General features: G+C 42.2%; 24 protein-coding genes. 17 read left to right on the top strand and 7 right to left on the bottom strand.

Annotation, left to right across the window (positions count from 1 at the left end):
• The first annotated feature begins 14 nt into the window (after window positions 1–14).
• Entirely contained in the window at window positions 15–524 is a 510-nt protein-coding gene (locus DW125_RS00795; RefSeq protein WP_021860114.1) for a flavin reductase family protein, read from the top strand.
• 66 nt (window positions 525–590) lie between these two features.
• Here the strand turns inward: DW125_RS00795 and DW125_RS00790 are convergent, their stop codons facing one another.
• The 4 genes from DW125_RS00790 to DW125_RS00775 all read right to left on the bottom strand — a co-directional run bounded on the left by DW125_RS00790 (window position 591) and on the right by DW125_RS00775 (window position 6,175).
• The gene (locus DW125_RS00790; RefSeq protein WP_117536820.1) at window positions 591–2,321 is read right to left on the bottom strand and encodes a transglutaminase domain-containing protein; all 1,731 of its coding nucleotides are present in this window, start codon (window positions 2,319–2,321) and stop codon (window positions 591–593) included.
• A 98-nt stretch (window positions 2,322–2,419) separates the two neighbouring features.
• Window positions 2,420–3,145, bottom strand: a complete 726-nt coding sequence (locus DW125_RS00785; protein WP_117536819.1) for a rhodanese-like domain-containing protein — start codon at window positions 3,143–3,145, stop codon at window positions 2,420–2,422.
• A 157-nt stretch (window positions 3,146–3,302) separates the two neighbouring features.
• Window positions 3,303–4,607, bottom strand: a complete 1,305-nt coding sequence (locus tag DW125_RS00780) for an alpha-amylase family glycosyl hydrolase (protein ID WP_117536818.1) — start codon at window positions 4,605–4,607, stop codon at window positions 3,303–3,305.
• A gap of 218 nt (window positions 4,608–4,825) precedes the next feature.
• Window positions 4,826–6,175: an MATE family efflux transporter gene (locus tag DW125_RS00775; protein ID WP_117536817.1), complete on the bottom strand. Its 1,350-nt coding sequence runs from the start codon at window positions 6,173–6,175 to the stop codon at window positions 4,826–4,828.
• A 363-nt stretch (window positions 6,176–6,538) separates the two neighbouring features.
• Between DW125_RS00775 and rplM the strand changes: the two genes are divergently transcribed.
• The 5 genes from rplM to DW125_RS00750 all read left to right on the top strand — a co-directional run bounded on the left by rplM (window position 6,539) and on the right by DW125_RS00750 (window position 9,770).
• The gene (gene rplM / locus DW125_RS00770) at window positions 6,539–6,967 is read left to right on the top strand and encodes a 50S ribosomal protein L13 (RefSeq protein ID WP_021860119.1); all 429 of its coding nucleotides are present in this window, start codon (window positions 6,539–6,541) and stop codon (window positions 6,965–6,967) included.
• A gap of 26 nt (window positions 6,968–6,993) precedes the next feature.
• Window positions 6,994–7,386, top strand: coding sequence for a 30S ribosomal protein S9 (gene rpsI, locus DW125_RS00765; RefSeq protein ID WP_021860120.1), 393 nt, complete (start codon window positions 6,994–6,996; stop codon window positions 7,384–7,386).
• 163 nt (window positions 7,387–7,549) lie between these two features.
• Window positions 7,550–7,798 carry a transporter associated domain-containing protein gene (locus DW125_RS14435; protein ID WP_242992875.1) on the top strand — a complete coding sequence of 83 codons (249 nt, stop codon included), beginning with the start codon at window positions 7,550–7,552 and terminating at the stop codon, window positions 7,796–7,798.
• A 190-nt stretch (window positions 7,799–7,988) separates the two neighbouring features.
• Window positions 7,989–8,318: a PadR family transcriptional regulator gene (locus tag DW125_RS00755; protein WP_021860121.1), complete on the top strand. Its 330-nt coding sequence runs from the start codon at window positions 7,989–7,991 to the stop codon at window positions 8,316–8,318.
• 3 nt (window positions 8,319–8,321) lie between these two features.
• Window positions 8,322–9,770, top strand: a complete 1,449-nt coding sequence (locus DW125_RS00750; RefSeq protein ID WP_117536816.1) for an FtsW/RodA/SpoVE family cell cycle protein — start codon at window positions 8,322–8,324, stop codon at window positions 9,768–9,770.
• 90 nt (window positions 9,771–9,860) lie between these two features.
• Here DW125_RS00750 and DW125_RS00745 read toward each other — a convergent pair whose 3' ends face one another.
• From DW125_RS00745 to DW125_RS00735, 3 genes are read right to left on the bottom strand one after another with little or no spacing between them, the layout of a single operon-like run.
• The gene (locus DW125_RS00745; protein WP_117536815.1) at window positions 9,861–10,757 is read right to left on the bottom strand and encodes a DUF4097 family beta strand repeat-containing protein; all 897 of its coding nucleotides are present in this window, start codon (window positions 10,755–10,757) and stop codon (window positions 9,861–9,863) included.
• 3 nt (window positions 10,758–10,760) lie between these two features.
• Window positions 10,761–11,444, bottom strand: a complete 684-nt coding sequence (locus DW125_RS00740) for a DUF1700 domain-containing protein (RefSeq protein ID WP_242992874.1) — start codon at window positions 11,442–11,444, stop codon at window positions 10,761–10,763.
• Window positions 11,441–11,761: a PadR family transcriptional regulator gene (locus tag DW125_RS00735; protein ID WP_117536814.1), complete on the bottom strand. Its 321-nt coding sequence runs from the start codon at window positions 11,759–11,761 to the stop codon at window positions 11,441–11,443. Before DW125_RS00735 ends, DW125_RS00740 begins: the two co-directional genes overlap by 4 nt.
• A 306-nt stretch (window positions 11,762–12,067) precedes the next feature.
• On the opposite strand from DW125_RS00735, the gene DW125_RS00730 reads away from it, so the two are divergent.
• The 11 genes from DW125_RS00730 (at window position 12,068) to DW125_RS00680 (ending at window position 24,153) form a co-directional block, all read left to right on the top strand.
• The gene (locus DW125_RS00730) at window positions 12,068–13,483 is read left to right on the top strand and encodes a uracil-xanthine permease family protein (protein WP_117536813.1); all 1,416 of its coding nucleotides are present in this window, start codon (window positions 12,068–12,070) and stop codon (window positions 13,481–13,483) included.
• Between the two features lie 162 nt (window positions 13,484–13,645).
• On the top strand, window positions 13,646–14,419 hold the full coding sequence (locus DW125_RS00725) for an FAD binding domain-containing protein (RefSeq protein ID WP_117536812.1): 774 nt from the start codon (window positions 13,646–13,648) through the stop codon (window positions 14,417–14,419).
• A gap of 1 nt (window position 14,420) precedes the next feature.
• A complete protein-coding gene (locus tag DW125_RS00720) occupies window positions 14,421–14,897 on the top strand; it encodes a (2Fe-2S)-binding protein (RefSeq protein WP_021860128.1) in 477 nt (158 codons plus the stop codon).
• Window positions 14,885–17,167 carry a xanthine dehydrogenase family protein molybdopterin-binding subunit gene (locus DW125_RS00715; RefSeq protein ID WP_117536811.1) on the top strand — a complete coding sequence of 761 codons (2,283 nt, stop codon included), beginning with the start codon at window positions 14,885–14,887 and terminating at the stop codon, window positions 17,165–17,167. The genes DW125_RS00720 and DW125_RS00715 overlap by 13 nt, the downstream gene beginning before the upstream one ends.
• 3 nt (window positions 17,168–17,170) lie before the next feature.
• The gene (gene yqeC, locus DW125_RS00710; protein ID WP_117536810.1) at window positions 17,171–18,013 is read left to right on the top strand and encodes a selenium cofactor biosynthesis protein YqeC; all 843 of its coding nucleotides are present in this window, start codon (window positions 17,171–17,173) and stop codon (window positions 18,011–18,013) included.
• A gap of 105 nt (window positions 18,014–18,118) precedes the next feature.
• Entirely contained in the window at window positions 18,119–19,480 is a 1,362-nt protein-coding gene (gene yqeB, locus DW125_RS00705; RefSeq protein ID WP_117536809.1) for a selenium-dependent molybdenum cofactor biosynthesis protein YqeB, read from the top strand.
• A 173-nt stretch (window positions 19,481–19,653) separates the two neighbouring features.
• Entirely contained in the window at window positions 19,654–20,208 is a 555-nt protein-coding gene (locus DW125_RS00700; RefSeq protein WP_117536808.1) for an RNA polymerase sigma factor, read from the top strand.
• Window positions 20,201–20,998, top strand: a complete 798-nt coding sequence (locus DW125_RS00695; protein ID WP_117536807.1) for a hypothetical protein — start codon at window positions 20,201–20,203, stop codon at window positions 20,996–20,998. Before DW125_RS00700 ends, DW125_RS00695 begins: the two co-directional genes overlap by 8 nt.
• Window positions 20,973–21,878: an ABC transporter ATP-binding protein gene (locus tag DW125_RS00690; protein WP_117536806.1), complete on the top strand. Its 906-nt coding sequence runs from the start codon at window positions 20,973–20,975 to the stop codon at window positions 21,876–21,878. Before DW125_RS00695 ends, DW125_RS00690 begins: the two co-directional genes overlap by 26 nt.
• Entirely contained in the window at window positions 21,875–22,996 is a 1,122-nt protein-coding gene (locus tag DW125_RS00685; RefSeq protein WP_117536805.1) for an ABC transporter permease, read from the top strand. Before DW125_RS00690 ends, DW125_RS00685 begins: the two co-directional genes overlap by 4 nt.
• Complete coding sequence (locus DW125_RS00680) at window positions 22,993–24,153, top strand: hypothetical protein (RefSeq protein WP_117536804.1); 1,161 nt, start codon at window positions 22,993–22,995, stop codon at window positions 24,151–24,153. The genes DW125_RS00685 and DW125_RS00680 overlap by 4 nt, the downstream gene beginning before the upstream one ends.
• Window positions 24,154–24,250 lie beyond the last annotated feature (97 nt).

The raw sequence follows: 24,250 nt of genomic DNA, 5'->3' as shown, positions 1-24,250 counted from the left end.
AGCAGGCGTAGAAAATGGCATTTAAAGAGATTTCTATTGATACATTAAAAATCAATCCATTTCACAAGATTTCCAAAGAATGGATGCTGATCACGGCAGGTGATGAGAAGAAGAGCAATACGATGACAGCCAGCTGGGGCGGAGTCGGAATCATGTGGGGCAAGAATGTGGCAACTGCTTATATCCGTCCGCAGAGATATACGAAAGAATTTGTAGATAATTCAGAGTATTTTACACTTTCTTTCCTGCCGGAAGAGAAAAGGGAAGCGCTGAATGTGTGTGGAAGAGTTTCCGGACGAGATGTGGAAGATAAGTGGGCAGAAGCCGGACTTCATCCATATTATGTGGATGGAACAACAGCAGTTGAGGAAGCAGATCTGGTATTTGTGTGCAGAAAGCTTTATGCGCAGGATATGCTGCCAGAATGTTTCACAGATGAAGAATGTGATACAAAATGGTATCCGCAGAAAGATTATCACACCATGTATATGGCAGAGATCGTGAAGGTATTAGAGAAACAATAATGTGATACCAAGATAAAAAGTGGCTGGAACGCTGATGATATGTCAGCATTCCAACCACTTTTTTTCTTAGCATCCGCAGTCGTCATTACCTTCTTCAAAAGAGTATTTGTAATCAAATTCGGTAGTGCCATAGTTTTTTAGATAATGTCCGTCATATTCTGCATATGGATATATAAAATAGTGTAGGATTCCATCGTCGTTAAGGATTCCGTAATTTTTTACAGAGCCATCTGGGTTAAGTACTGCATCGGCTGCAGTTTTTTCGTCTTGTTTTGGAGAAAGTGTGATATCTCCGCCGGCACTTAGCATCATCCAGTGATCATCGGCTGAACCCCAGTATTCGTCTTTTAAGGATTTCCAGATTTGGGCTTTCTCTGCTGATACATTTTTTCCACGATAATCATCTTCGTGTCCCATGATATCCGGGAGTTTCAGCAATGCACTCACATCAGCTTCTGCCCATCCATATCCTGGCAGATAATATTGTGGCTTGCATTTCTGAACATAAGGAGTATTAGGATTATCGATCATGGCATTCAGCTTTAATCCGTAAACACTTCTTGCAGGGATGCCTTCCGCTCTGCAGAGTGCGACGAATACAGCATTTACGTCAGTACATTTTCCGATACCTTTATCGGTATTTTTAAGAATATACTGTACATCTCCTGAACCGATCGCCGGAGTGCTATTGTCACGCCTTAGATTTTCGCAGACCCAGTCATAAATGGCATATGCTTTCTTATAAACAGTAGTAGCATGTGCGTCTTTGACGATTTTGTCAGCTGTTTCTTTTACAATTCCGCTGGTCAGAGATCCGCTTCGCTTGGTTTCTTTCAGATATGGCGCCATTTTTTCTTTATCAACAGTACCTTTTTCTAATGCCTGCATGTTGGCAGGGCGGATGATTTCTCTTCGGACTACATTGAAGGAGAAATCAACTGTACGATCTTTCGGGTCTGCATTCTTATCCCATTCAACGTATAAGGCTTTGTTACCGGCAGAGTCTGTCGTAATCTTTACTTCTGTGGCGTGTTTTGCTGTGTATTTGATACTGGAAGGAGAAACAGTCTGTGAACCATTTGCGTCTGTTTCAGGCACCGGAATCCAAAGGCGTGCCACTTTTCCCTTTGGGCATTTCTCTTCATTGGAAAGGCTTGCGGTCAGTTTGACAGTGCCACGAAGTGTTTTTAAAACAGTAATCTTGATAGTTGCTTTTCGTGCATTGTTTTTTGTTGAAGTCGCTGTGATCGTAACTGTACCATCTTTGACTCCTGAGATCAGTCCGCTTCGGGATACAGTAGCTACCTTTTCATTGCTGGATGAATAGGTCACAGCCTTGCTTGCAGTAGAAGGTGATACGGATTTTACATATACAGAACAGTGGTCACCTACACCAATAGAATTCTGGGTAGCTGCAAGTGTGATCTTCGTTGGAACGTTGCTTGCCACTGTTTTTTTCTTAACGGTAATTTTAACTTTTTTTATTTTTTTTCCGTATTTTGCTTTGATATAAGATGTTCCGTTCCTTAATCCTTTAACGGTGACTTTTTTCGCATATTTTGATTTGGAAACAATTTTTACATATTTCTTTCCTTTATATACAGACCAGCGAACTTTCTTGTTGGCCTTAAAGGTGGTTGCCTTTCCGACATAAATCGTTTTCTTAGTTGGTGACACCTTGAGGCGGCTTGTAGCTGCGGATGTTTCTGATCCGGCCGCAAATACCGAGCCTAATAAAAATCCAGCTGCTATCAGAAGTGTCAGAAGCCGTTTTTTTAAAGAAATAGAATGTTGCATTTCATAACCTCTCTCTCTTCATTGTTGAAAAAACGGGGAGCTGTCTATCAACTCCCCGTTGTGATTACCTGGAACCATTCAAATCCATGAGCTCCTTATTATTGTGCCGGCTGTTCAGTTTCAACTTTCTCGATAGAATATCCTGCATCAACCCATGCACTGATTCCACCGCCGTAACGATATACATTTGTGTATCCCTGTTTTACAAGGTAAGCTGCAGCAACGTGAGAACGAGCACATCCGATATGACCACAGTATACTACGATCTTGTAGCTTTTATCTTTGACAGTAGTTTTCTTTGTAGATTTCTTTACAACTTTTTTGTAATAATATGTAACTGTCTTTTTGCCTTTTTTTACTTTTTTTGTTTTTCTGTCAGCTTTTTTCAGTTTGCTGTAAGTTTTCTTAGAAACTTTAGACCATGTAGTTTTTGAAGTTGTCTTTGAGACTGTCTTGTTTGGAAGGAGCTTCTCAACCTGGCTGGTAAGATCAGCTTTCTGTTCCGGTGTGTACTCAGCTTCTTTCATTGGAGCAACTGAGTTGATAGCACCAGGAACATGCTGCTTGTCGTAAGATGCAGCAGCCGGCATTGTGTCTACAATGATCATCTTGTCTTTCTTTGAAACCCAACTGTGCAGAGTATCTGTGTCAACAAGTTTGTACTTACCAGCCTGTGTTTCGTTCATGAACTGATATGTAACTTTTTCAACCTGGGTTTCCTTGATTCCACTGTTCTCAAATGTGGCAGCAGATACCGGAAGTAATGAGCTGAAGCACAGGGCACCAGCTAATGCAATAGATGTGATAATGTTTCTTTTTTTCATTTTTACATGCCTCCTCTTTGTTTATGAAAAAAACTATCTAATTGCATTGTAGCAACAATAAATTGCAATTACAAGGAAAATGTAAGTTTTTTTGTTAAAAATTTTACGTTTTGGCATATCTTGATGCTTTGAATTGTGCAATTTGATCATTATGGCATTATCTTAAATACTGCACGCTGTATGGGGGCAGCTCAAGTTGTCCCTGCATGGTAACGGTTTCGCCGGTGATCAGATCCGTCATTTGACCGCTCAGGTCACCGTGATAAGCAGTGTATGGATAGTCAGCAGCGTTAATGGCAACGAGAACACGTGTGTTCTCCGTGCAGCGTTCAAAGATTAGCTGATGATTCTGAATCACAACATTTCTGTAAGAGCCGTTGCAGAGTGCGTCGCTGTGCTCACGAATCTGAATTAATTTTTTGATAAATGAGGTCAGGTCATTCGGTTTTGGCGCATCGAAGCAAGGACGCAGTGCGTAATCATTATCCGGAGCTTTCTCTCCCGGTTCAGCCCATTCGCTTCCATAATAAAGACACGGTACACCTGGCATGCCGAGAAGTAGTCCATAAGCAAGTGGAATATGAGCTTTGTTTGTCAGGATGCTGGCAAGTCTTGTGACGTCGTGGTTATCTGCAAATGTCATCAAATGTTTCCCACGGTAAATGCACCATGGATCAGCCCCGAACTGGCGGTGCAGAGAATGGGCAATCTCGAACAGATTCATGGAATTGAAGCTGGAGTACAAGCCTTTGTAACATTCATAATTTGTGCAGCTGTGAAGCATTTCATCATTGACGATAATATTATAATCACCAAAAAGAACTTCACCAATCAGTGCGAAATCAGGCTTTAATTCCTGGGTATAACTACGGAGCCTGCGCATGAAATTGTGATCCAGACTGTAAGCGACATCCAGCCGGAGCCCGTCGATGTCAAAAGTATTGATCCAGAATTTTACACATTCCAGAAGATAATCGACGACTGCCGGGTTTTGCAGATTTAATTTTACCAATTCAAAATGACCTTCCCAGCCCTCGTACCAGAAACCGTCATCATAGCAGCTGTTTCCGTCAAAGCTGATATGGAACCAGTCCTTGTAAGGAGAATCCCATTTCTTCTCTTGTACATCTTTGAACGCCCAGAAACCACGACCGACATGGTTGAAAACACCGTCGAGAACGATTTTCACACCATTTTCATGGAGCGATTTACATACTTCAGCGAAATCTTCATTTGTGCCGAGACGGCAGTCAATCTTCTTAAAATCTCTCGTGTCATATCCGTGATTGTCGGATTCAAAAATCGGGTTTAATAATATAGAAGTAATCCCGAGGTCACCGAGATAACCTGCCCAGTCCTTTAATTTCAGAATTCTGGAAACGGTCACGCCGTCATTGTGCACAGGTGCACCGCAGAATCCAATCGGATAGATTTGATAAAAAACGCCTTCATAAGCCCACATAGTAATTAAGTCCTCCTTGTTGATGATAATTGTATTTAGAAAGATGCCATACGAATTGTTCTGTACTTCGTGTTCCTGCAATTCACCCCAATATCCGCGTATCATGAAGCTTACGCTCCACTTTTATGCTCATATCGGGCGGGTCACTAAGCCATAAACCCACTTATGTGCAAGCACATCGTGGGTTCAGGCTTTTGACCCTGCATCATTAAAAGAAATCAGGATTTTTTCATTTCTTTCCTTAAAAAGAACAAAAACCAGGTCAGCAGTAAAATCCCTTTGAAAATGCTGGAAATGGTTATACTCCACCAGATACCGTTTAAGGCGAGTGACGTTGTGATCAGCAGCATCGCCAGAGGAATCCGCGCGGAGGTAAATATAATACTGATGACAGACGGCGGTACTGTACGGCCGTAGCCGGAAAATGCACCGGCTGTAGTGATCTCTACGCTCATAAAGAGTTGTGACACGCCGAGGATCATCAAATAGTCCACGCCCATTGGTATGACATCCGGTTCTGTGATAAAGATCCGGAAGATTGGTTCCGGGCAGAGAATCAGAAGCAGTGTGCAGAAGATTCCCCAGACCAGCACGATTCCCATGGCATGCGAATAGCCTTTGCGGATACGGTCGCGGTTTCCGGCACCGTGATTCTGCGCAATAAAAGAATTGACGGCAGCGGCAAAACCATCAGCCGTCATCCAGGAAATGGATTCAATCTGTGAACCAACTTTCTGCACAGCAACAGCCGCATCTCCATAGCCTGCAACCAGTCTTGCGATAATCATGGAAATGCCGGTAAACAGCATACTCTGGATGGAAGTCGGAAGGCCAATCTTTATAATAGAAGTAAGATAGTGCATGTTCGGTTTTCCGAAGAAATGTACTTCCGGGAAAATCAGAGTATCTTTCCTTGTAAATATAAGAAATGTCAGGGTTACGATCGCCTGTGCGATTACGGTTGCGACAGCAGCACCCATGATCCGCATAGCCGGAAATGGTCCGAGACCGAAAATAAGAACCGGATCCAGAATGATATTGACGATCAGACCGGATGTGGTAGCGAGAAAAGCAGCCTTGCTGTTTCCAAGTGCCGTAAAGATTCCGGTAAAGCTCTGATTCACAAAGGAAAATACAACCAGACCACAAGTGATCTGGAGATAGATTTTCGCATCGGCGATAACCTGTGGACTGTTCAGATTGAAAAAACCGATCAATGGTGTTGCGGACAACATGCAGACAATACCAAAAATAATGCCCGAAATGGCTGCAAAACGTAAAGTGTTTGCGATATATCCGGCAGCTTCTTTGCGGCTACCGCTCCCCAGTGAGTAGCCTGTATTTACCTGACCACCCATTTTAGACAGTGAAGCCAGCCCGTTGGAAAGCCACATATACATACCTGCTGCGCCGACTGCGGCTACAGCGTTGCTCCCCAGCCTTCCTATCCAGATCATGTCAGTCAGGTTGTACGCCATTTGGATAAGTGAAGTTGCCATGATCGGAAGTGCCAGCTTCGTAAGTGCCGGCAGCACAGGCCCATGGAGCATATCAATGTTCTTTTTCATTTAGTTTTCCCCCAAATATTATTAATTGTATAAATTATTGATCTTATGTTAAAATAAGAGCTCAACAGAAAATATTATACTATAAGATGCTTCCAGGGTCAAAAGACTGAAAATCACGATGTGCTTGCACACGAGTGGAGTTTTTTAACCTTGACACCATAAGATAGTATTGAGATCGAAAGATGAAGAAAACAGCATATTGTTTATAAAAAAGGTTGACACACACGGGGTTGTGTAATATAATAATGCAGTATGACAAAAGGAGAAACAGTAAAGCACCAAAGCCCCGGAGCTTTATTGATTTCAATATATTTATCATGAAAGTGTTAATGAAAAAGTTAATGATTCACAGGAGGGAAACCAATGAAAACTTATATGGCTAATCCAGATAAGATTGAAAGAAAATGGTACGTAGTTGACGCTGCTGGATGTACATTAGGACGTCTGTCATCAGAAGTAGCTAAAGTTTTAAGAGGTAAGAATAAACCAGAATTTACACCACACGTAGACACAGGTGATTACGTAGTAGTTGTAAATGCTGAGAAGGTAAAAGTAACAGGAAAGAAACTGGATCAGAAAGTATATTATAATCACTCTGATTATGTAGGAGGAATGAAAGAGACTACATTAAAAGAGATGATGGCTAAGAAACCTGAGAAAGTTATTGAACTGGCTGTAAAAGGAATGCTTCCGAAAGGACCTTTAGGAAGAGCAATGATCAAGAAACTTCATGTATACGCTGGACCGGAGCACAAACAGGAAGCTCAGAAACCAGTTGAACTGAAATTCTAAGGAAAGGTTGAAAGGAGGATATTACAGTGGCTAAGGCAAAATTCTACGGAACAGGAAGAAGAAAAAAATCTATCGCAAGAGTATATTTAGTACCTGGAACAGGTAACATTACAATTAATAAAAGAGATATTGACGAGTATCTTGGACTTGAAACATTAAAGGTTGTTGTACGTCAGCCGTTGGTTGCTACAGAGACTGAAGGAAAATTCGACGTTATCGTTAATGTTAAAGGTGGCGGATACACAGGACAGGCCGGAGCAATCCGTCATGGTATCGCAAGAGCACTTCTTGAGGCTGATGCTGATTACAGACCGGTACTTAAGAAAGCTGGATACTTAACACGTGATCCACGTATGAAAGAACGTAAGAAATACGGTCTCAAAGCAGCTCGTAGAGCACCACAGTTCTCAAAGAGATAATTCAAAACAGAACAAAGAATTTACAAAAAACCCTCAAAGCCTTGTGCTTTGGGGGTTTCTTTATACTTGAAATTTTTAAAATTTTGCAAAAAAGGGTAGATAATTAGTATGGTTAACACAAGAACCGGCACGATTTCTTGCGACAATTCAGGTTGCAATCACGTTGTCAGGATTTTTAGGAAGTATACGATTAAGTGATATTGAAGACGCTATAGGCGTTACATTTACAGAAGAGTGTGACACATTTACTGGATTTGTATTTCAAAAATTTGGTATGGTACCAAAGGATGGGGATACAAAAATTGAATTAGAAATAGAGAATATACATATAATGATTGACAAAATTAAAATAATCCAATATTATATAGGTGGACTATATATAGTTAGCCTATATAGGCACAAAATACATTAAGATTAAAGTCAGAGTTTTATCTTAAAGTTTAAACTTAGAAGTAGCTTATCTTATAGTAGCTTAATCTCATAGCAGATTATGACAGAATAGTAGTATTTATAAGGCGTCTTAAGCAACAGAATGATAATTTCTTACAGATTGTAAGGATGTTATTCATAGATATATTGTGGTAGAAAGGGGAGCTGTTTTAATGGCAGTAGAAAAAACATTGGTTTCGGGGAGTATGCAGATGTTGATCCTGAAATTGTTATCTGAGAAAGACATGTATGGTTATGAGATGATTGATACATTACGGCAGAAATCGGAGAATGTATTTGAGTTGAAAGCAGGTACATTGTATCCACTTTTACACGGACTGGAGGATAAAGAACTTGTCGTAGTCTATGAAGAGGAGATGGGCGGAAAGACAAGAAAATATTACCGCCTTACGAAAAAGGGCAGAGGGATGCTGGCGAAAAAGACAGAAGAATGGAAAGAATATACCAGAGCAGTGGAACACGTGTTGGCTTTGGAGGTGTAGTAGATGAGGAAAGAAATATACAATGAAAAATCCAAAAATGAAAAGTTAGAAGCCGAAAAGATAAAAGCTGAAAAACAGGAAATGGAAAAATTGCAAGATAAATATTTGGATAAAGTATTAGAGCAGATTCGCTGTAAGAAGGCAAGACCGTATATTGCAAAGGAACTGGAGTCACATCTGGAGGATCAGATCACGGACAATATAAAAGCCGGAATGAGCAAAGAAAAAGCAGAGCAGGAAGCTGTGCGCGATATGGGGGACCCGGTGGAGACCGGAGTTGAGCTGGACAGGATACACAGACCACAGATTGCATGGAAATTATTAATACTTGTCGGACTTTTAAGTGTTTTGGGAATTATAGTACATACTGTAATTACAAAAAACAGTGGTGTGGCAAACCTTATATCCTCAAAAAGATATATCGCACATGTTGCAATCGGAATTGCAGTGATGTGTGGCATTTATTTTCTGGATTACACATGGATTGCGAGACATGCAAAGAAGAGTGGCGTTGTTTTGATGGCAGCCTGCATTCTTGCGAGTGTATTCGGGATCAATATTGTAAATGGAAATATATACTGGCCATTGTATATCAGCGGACATTATATTTTTATGAAAGCCTTCATCTTATTGTATGTTCCGGTATATGGCGGCATTATTTATCACTATCACGGTAGTGGATATGGTGGATTGATAAAATCAGTTTTGTGGCTGCTTCTTCCGGTATTTATTATGCTGCAGGCTCCGGCATTTATGACAGCGTCAACTTTGGCAATATGTATGCTGGTTATGCTGACAGTGGCAGTCTTAAATGACTGGTTTCACGTGTCAAAGACAAAAGCAATAGCAGGCATCTGGGGAGCCAGTGTCATTGCTCCGGCAGTTGTGTTTGCAGTTATGTGCTTTGGAGATTATTTATCGGCTTATTATAAGGCAAGAATTACGGTATGGATTGGTAGTGGAAATGAGATGAATTATATTGCAAATCTGATGCATAATATGTTGAAACAGGATCAGATGATTGGTGCCAATGGAGTAAATATCAGTCAAAAACTTCCGGATTATAATGCGGATTATCTCCTGACGTATTTGTCGGCAACATATGGAATTCTCGCTGGAATTTGTATATGTGCAATACTTGCAATACTGATCCTTGCAGTTTTTAGAGCAGCGGTAAAACAGAAAAACCAGTTGGGAATGTTGATGGGATGCGGATGTGGCATGGTCCTTCTCACAAATTTTCTCATAAATGTTCTGATCAATACCGGTACATTCCCGACGGTTATGACATTCCTGCCATTTCTGTCAGCGGGAGGTAATTATATCGTTGTGTGCTATGCCATGCTTGGGATCGTTTTAAGTGTCTATAAAAACAAAAATATTTACCCCAAACATCTGTATATAGGAAAACAGGGAAATTCCAGAAAAATATTAAGAAACATTATGGATTGAGAAAAACATTACTAAATGTGCGAAGGAGTTGCTTGTGCAGCTCCTTCGCTTATCTCCAAATAGCTATAAGCTGGTATTGTATTTGATGCGTTATGAGTGCAAGACAATATCTCCGTCTTCTGATTGAATGGATAAAGTTCCGTATCCATCCCTGCCATTCTGCTGGTAGATGCTTTTATCATCTTTTTCCTTTACTTTTCCGGAAAATGAAGAAGGAACAATGATTTCACCGTCGTTCGTTTCAAGTTTCAGGGAAAGTGGCTTCAATACATCTGCTGCACGATAGAAAAGTACATCTCCATCTTTGCATGTGATTGCCGTATTTCCGGAATAGGAAGTAGCGGTACTAAGAACATCTCCGTCATTAGAAGTTAGTAGTGTATTGCGTAGTGCACAGTTCTTGAAAATAATATCGCCATCATCGACATGGATAATACCTTGGCTGGTTCTAAGATTGTTAAGGAGCAGATTACCATCATTGTTTTCCAGTGTAATCTGGTCAAAAGCAGCATTCTTCGGAATATATAAAGTTACCATATCTTCATCGGACACCGCTTCTTTTTCATCATCGTTTCCGAAAAGGCGGATCAGAAAGTTAAGGTCAATATGAAACCAGGTATGCTTTTTCAAATTACGCTCACGGATTTTTAAAGTGTTTCCGGACTGTGACCAGGTAATTGGAGTGGTGCTTTTCGTTTTAGAAGTCTTAGTATTTTTATATGAAAGAGCATAGGTATTATCTTTTGAATAGCGCACTTGCAGATTCAAGGAATCCAGAGATACATCCAAGTTTTTATATGGAGAAAGTTCTTCTGTAACTAATTTTTGAACTTTTGCTGCACTTTTATCGGAATTATTAAAACTGCCAAGATCAGTGGATGTCAGATATTGGATACCACCTGCAAATAGACCGAAGATTAGAAGAAAAAATCCAAGTATAGTGCAGACTGTGCCAGTGATGAGTGTAAATTTTTTCCAGTTTTTCATAATTTATCGCATCTCCTTTCCTGTAGTTCCAATAGTATTTGGAGAAATCTGTCGGTGATTATTTCTATTGGTCAGATATCTCGCAAGTTTAACAAAAAGTCTGCCACTTAAACGGCACAGCCAGAAGATAAATAAGGCGGACAGGATGCTGACACCCAGTATAAGTAGCCCGCTTCCGGTAACGACGGCAAATCCAGCACCGGAAAATGGAATTGCAAGAATCCCCCGGACAGCAAGTACAACACCTGCGATAGCTCCGCAGAAAACAAACAGTAATCCGCATAAAAGCAGAAGTGCAAGGCAGAAAAAGATGTAGAAAACAACAATTGCGGCTGCCACAAGAAATGGCCCTCCGATCGGTGCTGCAAGGAGTGCAAGACATGCAATCCATATAATATGTGAATTTTTTCGTTTCTTTGGTAACTCTGATGTTGTGTTATATGCATTAGGTGAGGGCGCAGAAGTGCGATAAGCATTTGTTTTCTTGTCTAAGAGATTGCCGATCAGATCTCTTGCTGCCTGCTTTGGAGTGCCGAGTTCTTCTATTAATTTTTGTGCGCCTTCCTCGTCTGTCTCTTCAAAATATTCGGTAAAGTATTCCATGGCATCTTCATAATCTTCGCGCGGAAGTTTCTTCAGATACTTATGTAATTGATCTAGATATTCTTTCTTTGTAGTGATACTCAATGTCTGATTCTCCCTTCTATGATTCCATCAATGGTGTCCCGGTAAGCGTTCCATTCTGTATGCAGATAATGCATCTGTTCTTTGCCGGAAGGAGTGATGGAGTAATATTTTCTCTTTCTTCCCTGAAATTCCTGTGAATAAGTTGTGACGTAGCCGGCTTTTTCCATGCGTTTCAGGATTGGATATAAGGTTGATTCCTTAATATCAGCGACCAGTTTGATCGTCTGGCTGATCTCGTATCCGTAAGAATCCCTGGAATCTACGATTGTAAGGATCAGATATTCGATCAGCAGAGCGGATACTGGAAAGTAATACATCGCAATACCTCCTTGTAATATTGGGACGGCTACAAAAGTCTTCCAGCTACTTATGTGCAGGCACATATGACTGTAAGACTTTTGTAACCTGATATCATATATATAAATTATATATATAAATTATATATATATCATAAAGCGACAGAAATGGGATGTCAATAGCATATATAAAAAAAATATATATTGTTCCAGATGAAAAATAATATGTAAATCTGTACAGGATAAAAAAATTGCGCTATAATAAGTTGTCAAAAAAAGGCAGTCGTGGTCGGCTGCCTGTTATATAGTAAAAAGGAGACTAAAGAAATGAAAGAAGTAGAAAACAAAGGAGCGGAGTACGACTTCTATGGGAAGCTTCCGCTGGGCAAAGCGATTCTCCTTGGTCTGCAGCATGTATTTGCAATGTTTGTAGGTAACTTGACACCGGTTCTTATTATTACAGGAGCCTGTGGAATTGCCTCCGGAACAGAATTTGCAGACGTTCAGATTGCGCTTTTACAGAATGCGATGTTGATCGCGGGTGTTGTAACGTTGATTCAGCTTTATGCGATTGGACCGATTGGTGGAAAAGTTCCGATCATCATGGGAACCAGTTCCGGATTTATCGGAGTCTGCAGCAGTGTTGCCAGTGTGATGGGCGGAGGTGTCTTAGGATATGGTGCCATTATGGGGGCTTCTGTGATCGGCGGACTTTTTGAGAGTGTGCTTGGATTTTTATTAAAACCGCTTCGTAAGTTTTTCCCGGCAGTTGTAACCGGTACAGTTGTATTGTCTATTGGACTTTCGCTTATAGGTGTTGGTGTGAATTCGTTTGGCGGTGGAAATTCAGCAAAAGATTTTGGCTCTGTAGAAAATCTGCTCCTTGGTCTGATTGTACTGATTGTGATTATTGTTTTAAAACATGGTACAAAAGGAATGACCAGTGCATCTTCTATTTTAATAGGTATTATTGTGGGTTATATCATTGCAGCAATTATGGGAGTGGTACTTCCGACGACAGGTATCGATGCGGATGGTGTGGAGTATACAAAAGCATGGGTATTAAACTGGGATAAAGTTGCACAGGCAAGCTGGTTTGCAGTTCCGAAAATTATGCCGATAAAAATTGTATTTGACGCAAGAGCGATTGTCCCTGTTATGATCATGTTTATTGTAACTGCTGTAGAGACAGTAGGAGATATCTCCGGTGTAATCGAAGGTGGTATGGACAGAGAGGCAACAGATTCTGAACTTTCCGGTGGCGTTGTCTGTGACGGAATCGGATCTACACTTGCTGCATTATTCGGTGTACTGCCGAATACATCGTTCAGCCAGAATGTAGGACTTGTAACGATGACGAAGATCGTGAACCGTTTCGCACTCGCTACAGGAGCGATTTTCCTGATCCTGTGCGGATTGTTCCCGAAACTAGCTGCACTGATTTCTATTATGCCACAGAGCGTTCTTGGTGGAGCAGCGGTTATGATGTTCTCTTCTATTGTAATCAGTGGTATACAGTTGATCACAAAAGAAAAGATGACGATGAGAAATATTACAATCGTATCCGTAGCGCTTGGACTTGGATATGGTATTGGCGCGAACAGCGCTGTTTTATCCGGATTACCGGAAGGAATCCAGCTTATTTTCGGAGGCTCCGGTATTGTGCCGGCAGCACTTGTTGCAATTATTTTAAATATTGCATTGCCGAAAGATGAAGAAGCAAAGCCGGATGCAGAAGAATAACTATACATAAAAACAGACAGACAAATAAAAAATGAAATGGGCAATCCCCTTGTTCACTGGATAACAGAAGAAACGAGGGGATTTTCTATGTAAAAACAGAAAAAGATAGTGTATAATTAAGTGAAAAAAGAAAGTATGTCCACTAAACAGGAGGTTTTACAGATGTTGCGAATAAAAGAATATGTAAAAGCAGCCAGTCTGGAAGAAGCGTATGAACTGAATCAGAAGCGCAGCAACCGGGTGCTTGGCGGAATGCTCTGGATGCGGATGAGTGATGTGCAGGTGCAAAAAGCGATCGATCTGTCCGGACTCGGACTGGATACGATAGAAGAGACAGATACAGAATTTATTATTGGAGCGATGGTGACGCTCCGTGAACTGGAACTTCACAGTGTGTTGAATGATTATTTTGAAAATACGATCCGGGATGCAGTGCAGGATATCGTAGGAGTACAGTTCCGGAATCTAGCAACCGTCGGAGGAAGCGTATTTGGAAGATTTGGTTTTTCTGATGTATTGACCGTATTGTTGTCTCTGCATACATCTGTAGAGCTTTATAAAGGCGGGATTGTTCCGTTGGAAGAATTTGCACAGATGAAACGTGATAATGATATTCTTGTAAATGTCCGTATTGCAAAGACGCCGGGACATTTTGCTTATCTGACACATCGGAATACGAAGACTGATTTTCCGGTTCTTGCGGTTTCCGCTTCAAAGACCGGGGAAGAGATCCGTGTGGCAGTCGGAGCAAGACCGATGAAAGCCGAGCTTTTTGGAGCCGGAGATTTAAGTGAAGAGTCAGCAAAGAAACTGGCAGCGCAGGTGAAGACAGACAGCAATATGCGTGCATCGGCGAAATTCCGTTCGCATCTGGCAGAGGTGTTGATCACACGATGCTTTGACAAGATAAAAGACGTAGAAAAGGAGGAAAAGTAGGATGCTCATCAGTATCATGTTAAATGGAAAAAAAGTGGTTGATGATATCAGCCCGGATATGACGCTTTTCAAATTTCTGCGTGCGCATGGATGCTACAGTGTCAAATGTGGCTGTGAGACAACGAACTGTGGCTTGTGTACTGTATTTTTAGACGAGAAACCGGTACTGTCCTGTGCTGTTCTGGCTGCAAGAGCGGATGGACATAAAGTGGAGACAATGGAAGGACTTCAGAAAGAGGCAGAAGAGTTTGGAAGATTTATTGCCGATCAGGGAGCAGAACAATGTGGTTTCTGTAATCCGGGCATGATCATGAATGCAATCGCCCTGTTCCGGGAGAAAGAAGAACCGACAGACGAAGAAATCAAACAGTATTTGGCAGGAAACCTCTGCCGCTGTTCCGGATATGAAGGACAGCTCCGGGGAATCCATGCATTTATGGAATATCGGAAAAATGGAGGTGCGACATGCGGGAAGTAGGAAAAAGAGTACGCAAAAAAGATGCAATGGCGCTGGTGACCGGTCAGCCGGTATATACCGATGATCTTGCGCCAAAGGAATGTCTCATTGTCAAAGTTCTGAGAAGTCCGCACGCTAATGCAATTGTAGAAGAAGTCAATAAAACGGTCGCACTGAAAGTTCCGGGTGTTGAAGCTATTTATACATGGGAGGATGTCCCGAAAGAACGTTTTGCGCAGGCGGGGCAGACGTATCCGGAGTGGAGTCCGTATGATCGGCTCATTTTGGATCGGCATGTACGTTTTGTCGGAGATCCGGTTGCAATCGTGGCTGGTGAGGACGAGGCATGCGTAGACCGTGCACTCAAGATGTTAAAAGTGAAATACAAAGTCCTTCCGGCAGTGCTGGATTATCATACTGCGAAGGACAACGAGACACTGGTGCATCCGGAGGACAGCTGGAAATCCCTGTATCCGGTTGGCGCAGACAATAAGCGAAATTTATGTGCCCACATGGAGGAAGAAAAGGGAGATGTGGAAGGTACGTTTAAAGACTGTGATATCGTACTGGAACACACTTATCATGTTCCGGCAGTGAACCAGACGATGATGGAGACATTCCGGACAGCCTGCTATCTGGACACATATGGCAGACTGGTTGTACTGAGCTCAACCCAGATTGTTTTCCATCTGCGTCGTATTCTCGGAAATGCTCTGGGCATCCCGAAGAGTAAGATACGTGTTATAAAACCAAGAATTGGCGGCGGATTTGGTGCGAAACAGACATCAGTATCGGAAGTCTATCCGGCATTTGTAACGTGGATGACAAAGAAACCATCCAAGATGATCTACACAAGAGTGGAAAGTCAAATCGCAGGCTCGCCGAGGCATGAGATGGATGTCACTGTGAGACTTGGAGCAGACAATGACGGGAAGATTCGTGTGATCGATATTTATAATCTGTCGAATACAGGAGCTTACGGTGACCACGGGCCAACGACAGCGGGGCTTACCGGACATAAGTCCATTCCAATGTATACCGGAAATCTGGAGGCATTCCGCCATACGTTTGATGTAGTTTATACGAATCAGCTTGCCGCGGGTGCATACCGCGGATACGGAGCAACACAGGGAATTTTTGCACTCGAATCCATGGTCAATGAACTGGCAGGAATTCTGAAACGTGATCCGGTAGAACTGCGTATGCAGAATATATTAAAACAGGGCATGAAAATGCCGGCTTATTTTGATGAGACTGCGGAGTCCTGCCGTCTGGATGAATGTCTTGTGAGAGCGGCAGATATGATCGGATGGAAAGATAAATATCCATGCCGGGACATGGGAAATGGAAAAGTCCGTTCTGTAGGAATTGCGATGGCAATGCAGGGATCCTGTATTTCCTTTGTCGATGTTGGATCGGCAACTGTAATGTTAAATGAAGACGGCAGTTACAAACTTTCCATTGCAGCGGCAGATATGGGAACCGGATGTGACACCATTCTTTCACAGATGGCAGCAGATGTACTGCATGTATCGACGGATGAGATTTTTGTGTCCGGTGCGGATACGGACAATTCTCCATATGATTCCGGATCTTATGCATCCAGTACGACTTATATTACCGGTCAGGCAGTTGTTAAGGCATGTACTGAGCTTGAGAGGAGAATCTGTAAGCTGGCTGCGCTCATGATGGAATGTGATGAAGAAGATGTCGAACTGGAAGGTCATCAGGTGTGCAATATAAAGACTGGAAGATCTGTGACGACAGAAGAAGTCGGGTTTAAAGTACAGAGTTTCAATGACTTTGCTTTACAGGTTACAGAAAGCCACACCTCGCCGGTATCTCCACCGCCATATATGGCAGGAGCAGTCGAGATCGAGCTGGATAAAGCAACCGGTCATGTGGAAGTTCTGGACTATGCGTCTGTCATCGACTGTGGAACGGTTGTGAATCCGAACCTTGCGACTGTTCAGGCAGAAGGCGGTCTTGGACAGGGAATCGGAATGACTCTTTATGAGAATATCCAGTATACAGAAAAAGGTCAGATGATAAATAATTCCTTCATGCAGTATAAGATCCCGACAAGAAGAGATTATGGACCGCTACGTGTGGAATTCAGACCAAGCTATGAACCGACTGGACCATTTGGTGTAAAATCAATTGGAGAGATTGTAATCAATACTCCGGCACCGGCAATTGCGCATGCGATTTACAACGCAACCGGATGCTGGCACAGAGACCTTCCAATTACCAGTGAGAAGATTGCTATGGCACTTTTGGACGGAGAATAGAAAATGACTGGCGAAATATACAGTTTAGATGAAAATGGATGGAAATGGACAGACAGTCTCTGGAAAGCGTTGGAGACTGGAGCTGTATCGAATCCGATGGCCAGGATGTGGGAAAAAAAAAGGACAGGCATAGTCAGTGTTGTAGGAGCCGGAGGTAAGACAACTGTTATCCGGAGACTCCGGGAAGAGTGTCTTGCAGAAAAAATACCGCATATTGTGTCTACGACAACACATATGCAGACCGGACCGGAAGAATGTTTTGTGAAAGAACCGGATCTGGAGCAGATAAAAAGTGTACTTGAAAAAATAGGTACGGTGTGGATGGGAATCCCCATAAGTAAAGAGAAAATGGGGAGTTTTCCGTTGGATTTTCTTATAAATGTGGAAAACTTAAATGTTTGGATGTTTCTAGAGGCAGACGGAGCAAAATGTCTGCCGGTCAAAGCGCCGAGAGATACCGAACCGGTCATTTTAAAGGGAACAACCCATGTAATTAGTGTATATGGGCTGGATGGCATTGGGCAACAGATTCAAGAATGTTGCTGCCGTCCGGAGCATGTGGCGCAGATCCTTAATAAAAATACAGATGAGATACTTGAATGGAAGGATCTGGTAAAACTTGCATTAAGTCCGCGTGGCGGAAGAAAATCTGTGACCAATGAGATGGAATATCATGTTATTTTGAATAAAGCAGATACTAAGGAACAGAAAAAACTGGCAAGGAAGATTGCAGAAGCGATCATAGAGCAGGCGCAAATGTCTGAGCGGGAAAGAGAATGTTCTGAGAATCAAGCACACTCTGTAGTAAAATCAGTTCATATCACCGACTGGTTATATAGTAAATAAAATCTATAGCAATAAAATAGTTTCTAATCAAAAGAAGGTATGCTGGAAATAAAAGATAGATCAGAAAATAAAGATTGAAAATAGAAATAAAGAGAGGAGGCAGCTATGAAAATTTTAATCAAAGGAGCGGGAGATCTGGCGACAGGTATAGCTGCCGCCTTTTTTAGAAAAGGGCATCAGGTTGTTATGACAGAGATCGCATGCCCGCTTACCGTGCGGCGGCAGGTGGCATTTTCCAGAACTGTCTATGAAAAACGTGCAGTTGTAGAAGAGATGGAAGCAGTTCTTGTAAAAGATGCAAGTCAGATGCAGCAGGCAGTCAGCAGCGGCAAAGTCGCAGTGATCGTTGATCCGGAAGCGAAGATTCGGGAAGTATATAAGCCGGATGTGTTAGTGGATGCGATTCTTGCAAAACGGAATACAGGAACGAAGAAGGGCGATGCTCCTTGCGTGATCGGGCTTGGCCCGGGATTCTGCGGAGGAAAAGACTGCTATGCGGCGCTTGAAACTATGCGTGGAGATACATTGGGAAAGATTCTGTATGACAGCACACCGATTCCGAATACCGGTGTACCCGGAGTTGTCGGCGGATACAGTATCGAGCGCCTCTTAAAAGCATCCGGGGATGGAAAGATAGAACCGATGGCTAAGATTGGTGACATTGTGGAAAAAGGGCAGATTGTTGCATACACAGGTGGAAAACCGGTGTACGCCGGAGTGGCAGGCGTTGTCCGCGGTATGCTGCAGGCAGGTATAAATGTAAAGACGGGACTTAAGATTGGGGATGTAGATCCAAGAAAAGACATATCGCTTGTATATAAGATCTCGGACAAATCCAATCTGCTTGGAATGCAGGCATGTAAAGCAGCCGAACAATATTTTTGCAGTCAGACAGGAATCGTTGTGCTGGCAGCAGGAAGATCCAGCAGATATGGAGAGAACAAGCTCCTGGCAGAGGTTGGAGGAAGTCCGATGTTCCGGCACATTTTTGAGGTGTTGAAAGAATTTCCGATGTGTGAAAAGATTGTTTCCACAAGATTTCCACAGATCATGGAAGAGGCCAAAGAGCAAGGAATTGCCGTTGCGGAAAATAATCATCCGGAGTGGGGAATCGCTTACTCTCTGCAGTGTGGATTGAAGAAGTGTCTGGAGCAGAAGCCGGATGTGAAGAAAATTCTATTCGTGGTAGGGGATCAGCCGTATCTGACAGCAGAAACACTGCGAAGACTGATGGGTGTATCTGTACAGTATCCGGGAAAGATCATCTGCGCAGGCACGCATGGAAGACCGGGAAATCCGGTGCTGTGGGATCAGAAATATTTTCAGGAGCTTCTGAAATTAGAAGGGGACATAGGTGGCAGGCAGATTATGAAAAAATATCCGGATGAAGTTATAATCTGCGAAACAACGAAGAAAGAACTTCATGATATCGATCAGAAAACAGATACAGATTTAAGCGGACAGTAATCTGTCGCAGATAAAACGTCAGTTTCGGTAAAAGGTTATGCCGGTTCTGACGCTTTTTTTATATAAACAGGAAACTGCCAGATGATTTTCAAAAAATAATTATAAAAATTTCAAACTATTTTAGCGGAGATTTCGTATCTATAAGTGAACGGATAAGAAGGAAGTGATATTGCATGCAGTCGGACAACCATTTGATCCGTAAAATAAAGAAAAAACAGAACAAAGAAGCAGCAGGACTTCTGATTGAAAGATATTACCGAGAAATCTATGCCTATACCTATCGTCAGGTTGCTTGCAAAGAACTTGCCATGGATCTGACCCAGGAAATCTTTATTCTTGTACTGAAAGGAATACGGGCTTTTGATGAAAAGAAAGGCTCTTTCCGTACATGGATTTACCGGATCGCATCGAATAAGATTACCGATTATTACAGAAGTCTTGCATACAGGAAGAGTCAGCTGGAAGGACCCTATGGGCAGGAATATGAACATACCGGAGTAAGTCCGGATATCAGTTCACAGGTGCTCCGGCAGGAAACGATAAGAGAAGTGATGGCAGTTATTGTCCGTTACGATGAACCGTGGATACAGATCTTCCAGAAGCACTGCTTTGAAGAGCAGACGTTTGCAGAAATCGCAGAAGAACTGAAGTTGTCAGAAGGAACAGTGAAAACACGATATTATAAAATGCTTGCACAGATTCGGAAGGAGGTAGCGGATAATGAATGATAAACAAAGATCGCAAGATCAGAAATGGAATGAATGGCTGGAAGAAAACTGCCGGATACAGGTTGAATATCCGGATATGGCAGAAATGGAACAGCAGAAAAACAGAATTTTGCAAAGCGCGCTTCCGGAGAAGGACAGTCTGTTTGAGCGGTTAAAGAAAATATATTATGGACCTGGACTGGGGATTATTTTTTATCGATGCACTCTGATCTGGGTAGTGATGATTTTACTTTATATAGGTGTCCTGGTTCTAAGTATTGGAACAAGAGATGCAAGGCAGACACAGATGGCGGTTGTGCTATTTGCATTTCCGGCAATGTATCTGGGCTTTTCGTTTCTGTCCTGCTGGGTAGATGAGCAGGAAGCAGTGACAGAACTTATAAATTCCATGCATTATTCCATGCATTACATTGTCGGACTCAGGATGTTTTATGCAAGTCTTGTCAGTGCTTTGATTAATTTAGGAACACTTCTGGTGCTTGGTGGACAGGCAGATACTATATTTTGGAAATTAAGCGCACTCGGAGTCAGTAGCATGTGCCTCTTTGCAGTCTTTGCATTGTATCTGTACCATCGCTTTTCATCGAGCTATGGAATTGGAGTCTTGCTTGTGCTGTGGGGAATCTTAGCTGTATTCAGTGCATGGAGCAGATATGCATGGATCAAAATTCTGCTGACAGAGCTTCCGCTGGCAATTCATTTTGCAGTGGCAGCAGGCTTCTTTATATGTTTTGTGGTCTTAACAGGAAAGGTGGAGAAAGAAAATGTTACAGTTGTCGCATATCAGTAAAAATTATGGAAAATTCTGTGCAGTCCGCGATATTTCTCTTGAACTGGAGGATGGTCTCTACGGAATGCTTGCACCGAACGGAGCCGGAAAGACAACACTTATCAAGATGATCGTTACACTCTTATACCCAACGGAAGGTACAATCACATATGACGGAATAGAAATCCAGAAAATGGGAGAAAACTACCGGGATCTTATCGGTTATCTGCCACAGCAGTTCGGTTATTACAAAAATCAGTCACCTGTGCAGTATTTAAATTATCTGGCAGCATTAAAAGCTGTGCCGAAAGAAGGATTAAAAGAGAAAATAAAGGCGCTTCTGGAGCTGGTCGGGCTTAGTGAAAGCGCAGATAAGAAAATGAAAAAATTCTCCGGTGGAATGATCCAACGTGTCGGAATCGCACAGGCATTGTTAAATGATCCGAAGATTCTTATTCTGGATGAGCCGACTGCCGGGCTTGATCCGAAAGAACGGGCAAGATTCCGTAATCTGATTTCGTCTCTGTCAAGGGATCGGATTGTGATTCTGTCTACACATATTGTGTCGGATATTGAATCGATTGCCAATCAGGTGATCATGATCAAGGATAAAAAGCTGTACCGGAAAGACATTGTAGCAAATATTTGCAGCGAGCTGGACGGCGAGATATTTGAATGTGCAGTTCCGGAGAAGGAATTTCCATTATTTGAAAAGCAGTATCTGGTGCTGGGAGCAAGACAGGAGCATGGCTATCTGAAAGTCCGCTATTATGATCCGGACGGCTCGTTTGCCAGGGCAGGAAAGCTTAAGGAAGAATGGAAACCGGTCTTATGTGCCGCTAATCTGGAAGATGTATTCCTCGTAAGTTATGGCGATGAGAAGACGGAGGTGATACTGTGAGTATTTTAATACAGGAATGTAAAAAGATGTTGTCTGTCCGTTTGTTGTTATTACTTGCGTTATTTACCGTGTTATTTTATAACATGTTTTTTGAACTGAATCTGTATCCGGCAGGTGGTCAGTGTACAGATTCGCCGTATGACATGCCCTATGCCGCTAAACTGATCCGTAAATATGGATCGACACTTCCGGTCACAGAGAAAGGAAAGATTGAAAAAGAAGTTGAAGATTTGAAAAAACAGTCAACAAAGCTGATCCGGGAAGATTCCGCCCTGATAAAGGCAGGAATTTCTGATTTTGATACGATGATGAAAGAGCGTGACCGGCTTGCGGATTATACGGATGAACAGATGTCAGAAAAAGAACAGAAAGAAAAGGAAGCAATCATGGATTTCACGTCATTCGAGACAGAAGGAGAAAAGATCATGTTCCAGATCCAGTATGCGAATAGTCTGCTGGATGATTTTGCCTTAACTGACCGTCCGGAGGTCAATCTGTTAAGAAGTGGCGCATTATATATTTTGCAGACGGATATGAGCAAAATGCCGGTAATGATATTGATCTGTTATGCCGTTCTTCTGGTAGCTTATCATGTGAGGGAACGGATTCGCGGTGTGATGCCGCTCTATAGCACAACAAAAACGGGAAGGGAGATTTATCCGATCCAGTATCTTGGCGGATTCATCTGTTGCCTGATCATTGGAGTGCTGCAGCTTCTGGCATATACAATTGTGTGGTATGCAAAAGGCATGGGAATCTTCTGGCAGTGTCCGGCATGGGAGACAAGAGGTATAGAATGTTGGATTAAAGGTATCTCATTCGGACAGTATATGGGAATATATGAGATCCTTGTATTATTGTTCTGCATCGCAGCAATGGCATTAATTTATGGACTTGCAAGACTTGCACAGGGGTATATTACCGGAGTGGTATTGTCTATCCCCGGCTGTGTAATAACAGGCGCGGCAGGTTCTGTTATATTTGAAGGTTTGTGCAGTTCGTTTAACATGTTTTCCATGAAAATGTGGGAGTTATATGCTCTGGCAGGGTGTGCCGTGCTTGCAGTATTAGTCGTATACTTCAGGCTCAGATGGGATGAAAAGAGGGATATTTTATGATAAACAGAGATAAGAAAGGGGGAAAAAATACCAGACTGACTTACCGGATCATATTTCTGGAATGTCAGAAAATATTCCGTAATCCGTTTGTCCTGCTTGTATTTCTTACTTTCCTTCTGATAAATATAGTTGTCGTGCAGAATGCATATGGTTCGCAGGATGACCAGAAATCGGTGCAGCGAACGCATCGTGTATTACAGGCGAAGGAACAGGGAAAAAAGAACAGTGACGTAGAAGTCTATAATGAATATAAGCAAGCTTATGGGAAGCTGTATGATAATCTGGATATGCTTAAAATTATGAAAATGAAAGAAAAGATGAGCCGTTACGAACCGACTGGAAAATATCAGAAGTTCATTGAGAATAATTATAAAAAACTGCAGAAGAGAACTGATGAAATTAAAGCAAGCGGTGCAGACCAGGCGGATTTTTATCCGGGAATTGTTTATTTTGTACATGGCACATTATTTGGAAAACTTGGAAAGAAACTGCTACTTGAAATTGTAGTGCTTGTCTTTCTTTCGGTGTTGTATCTGATGGATTACGAACGGGTGCAGAAAACAGAAGATCAGGTATTCGTAACAAGATGTGGAAAAGATACATTGCATTTAAAAATGATCGGTGGTATTCTTAGCGGGCTGATATACAGTGCTTTGTTATTGCTTGCAAGCTATGGATGGTTTTTAGCAAAACTGCCGCTTAAGGGGCTGTGGAAGGTGCCGGTCTCTGCAAGCATGATGGCAGAACCAAGGTTTGGAATGCTTAATCCATTTGTGACATTCTGGAATGTGAATCTGCGTTCTTATCTGCTTCTGACGCTTGTAATGTTTCTGGCAATTGCACTTCTGGCGGGTGTACTGGCAGGTGCGGGATGGTATTGCCTGAAAAACAGTTATCTTGTATTTCTGGTTTTAAGTGTACTGCTGATGGGTTCGGTGCAGGCTGCTCTGGTTCATACGACAACATTTCTGGATATTGTACTTGCCATATGTAATCCGGGAATACTGTGGATTACCTGCGGTTCCTGGTTCATAGAAAATGATCTTACGCTTTCGTTTGCGGGAAGTGAATTTTGCTGCCTTTTCGGATGTGGTATTCTGATTTTACTGCCGTATTTTATTGGAAAAAAAAGATTTCGGAAATGGGAACTGAAGTAGTTCGGAAAAAGAAATTGTGAAAAAGATTGTCTCCGTGCCCGGAAATGTCTATAATGTTTTCATAGGATAGAAGAGTGACAGGAAAATGACTGGAAAG

The organism is Dorea sp. AM10-31, from assembly GCF_003435815.1.
Classification (GTDB): domain Bacteria; phylum Bacillota; class Clostridia; order Lachnospirales; family Lachnospiraceae; genus Dorea_D; species Dorea_D hominis.
The sequence above is the reverse complement of the archived record's forward strand: the minus strand, read 5'-3'. Positions and strand labels throughout refer to the sequence as shown.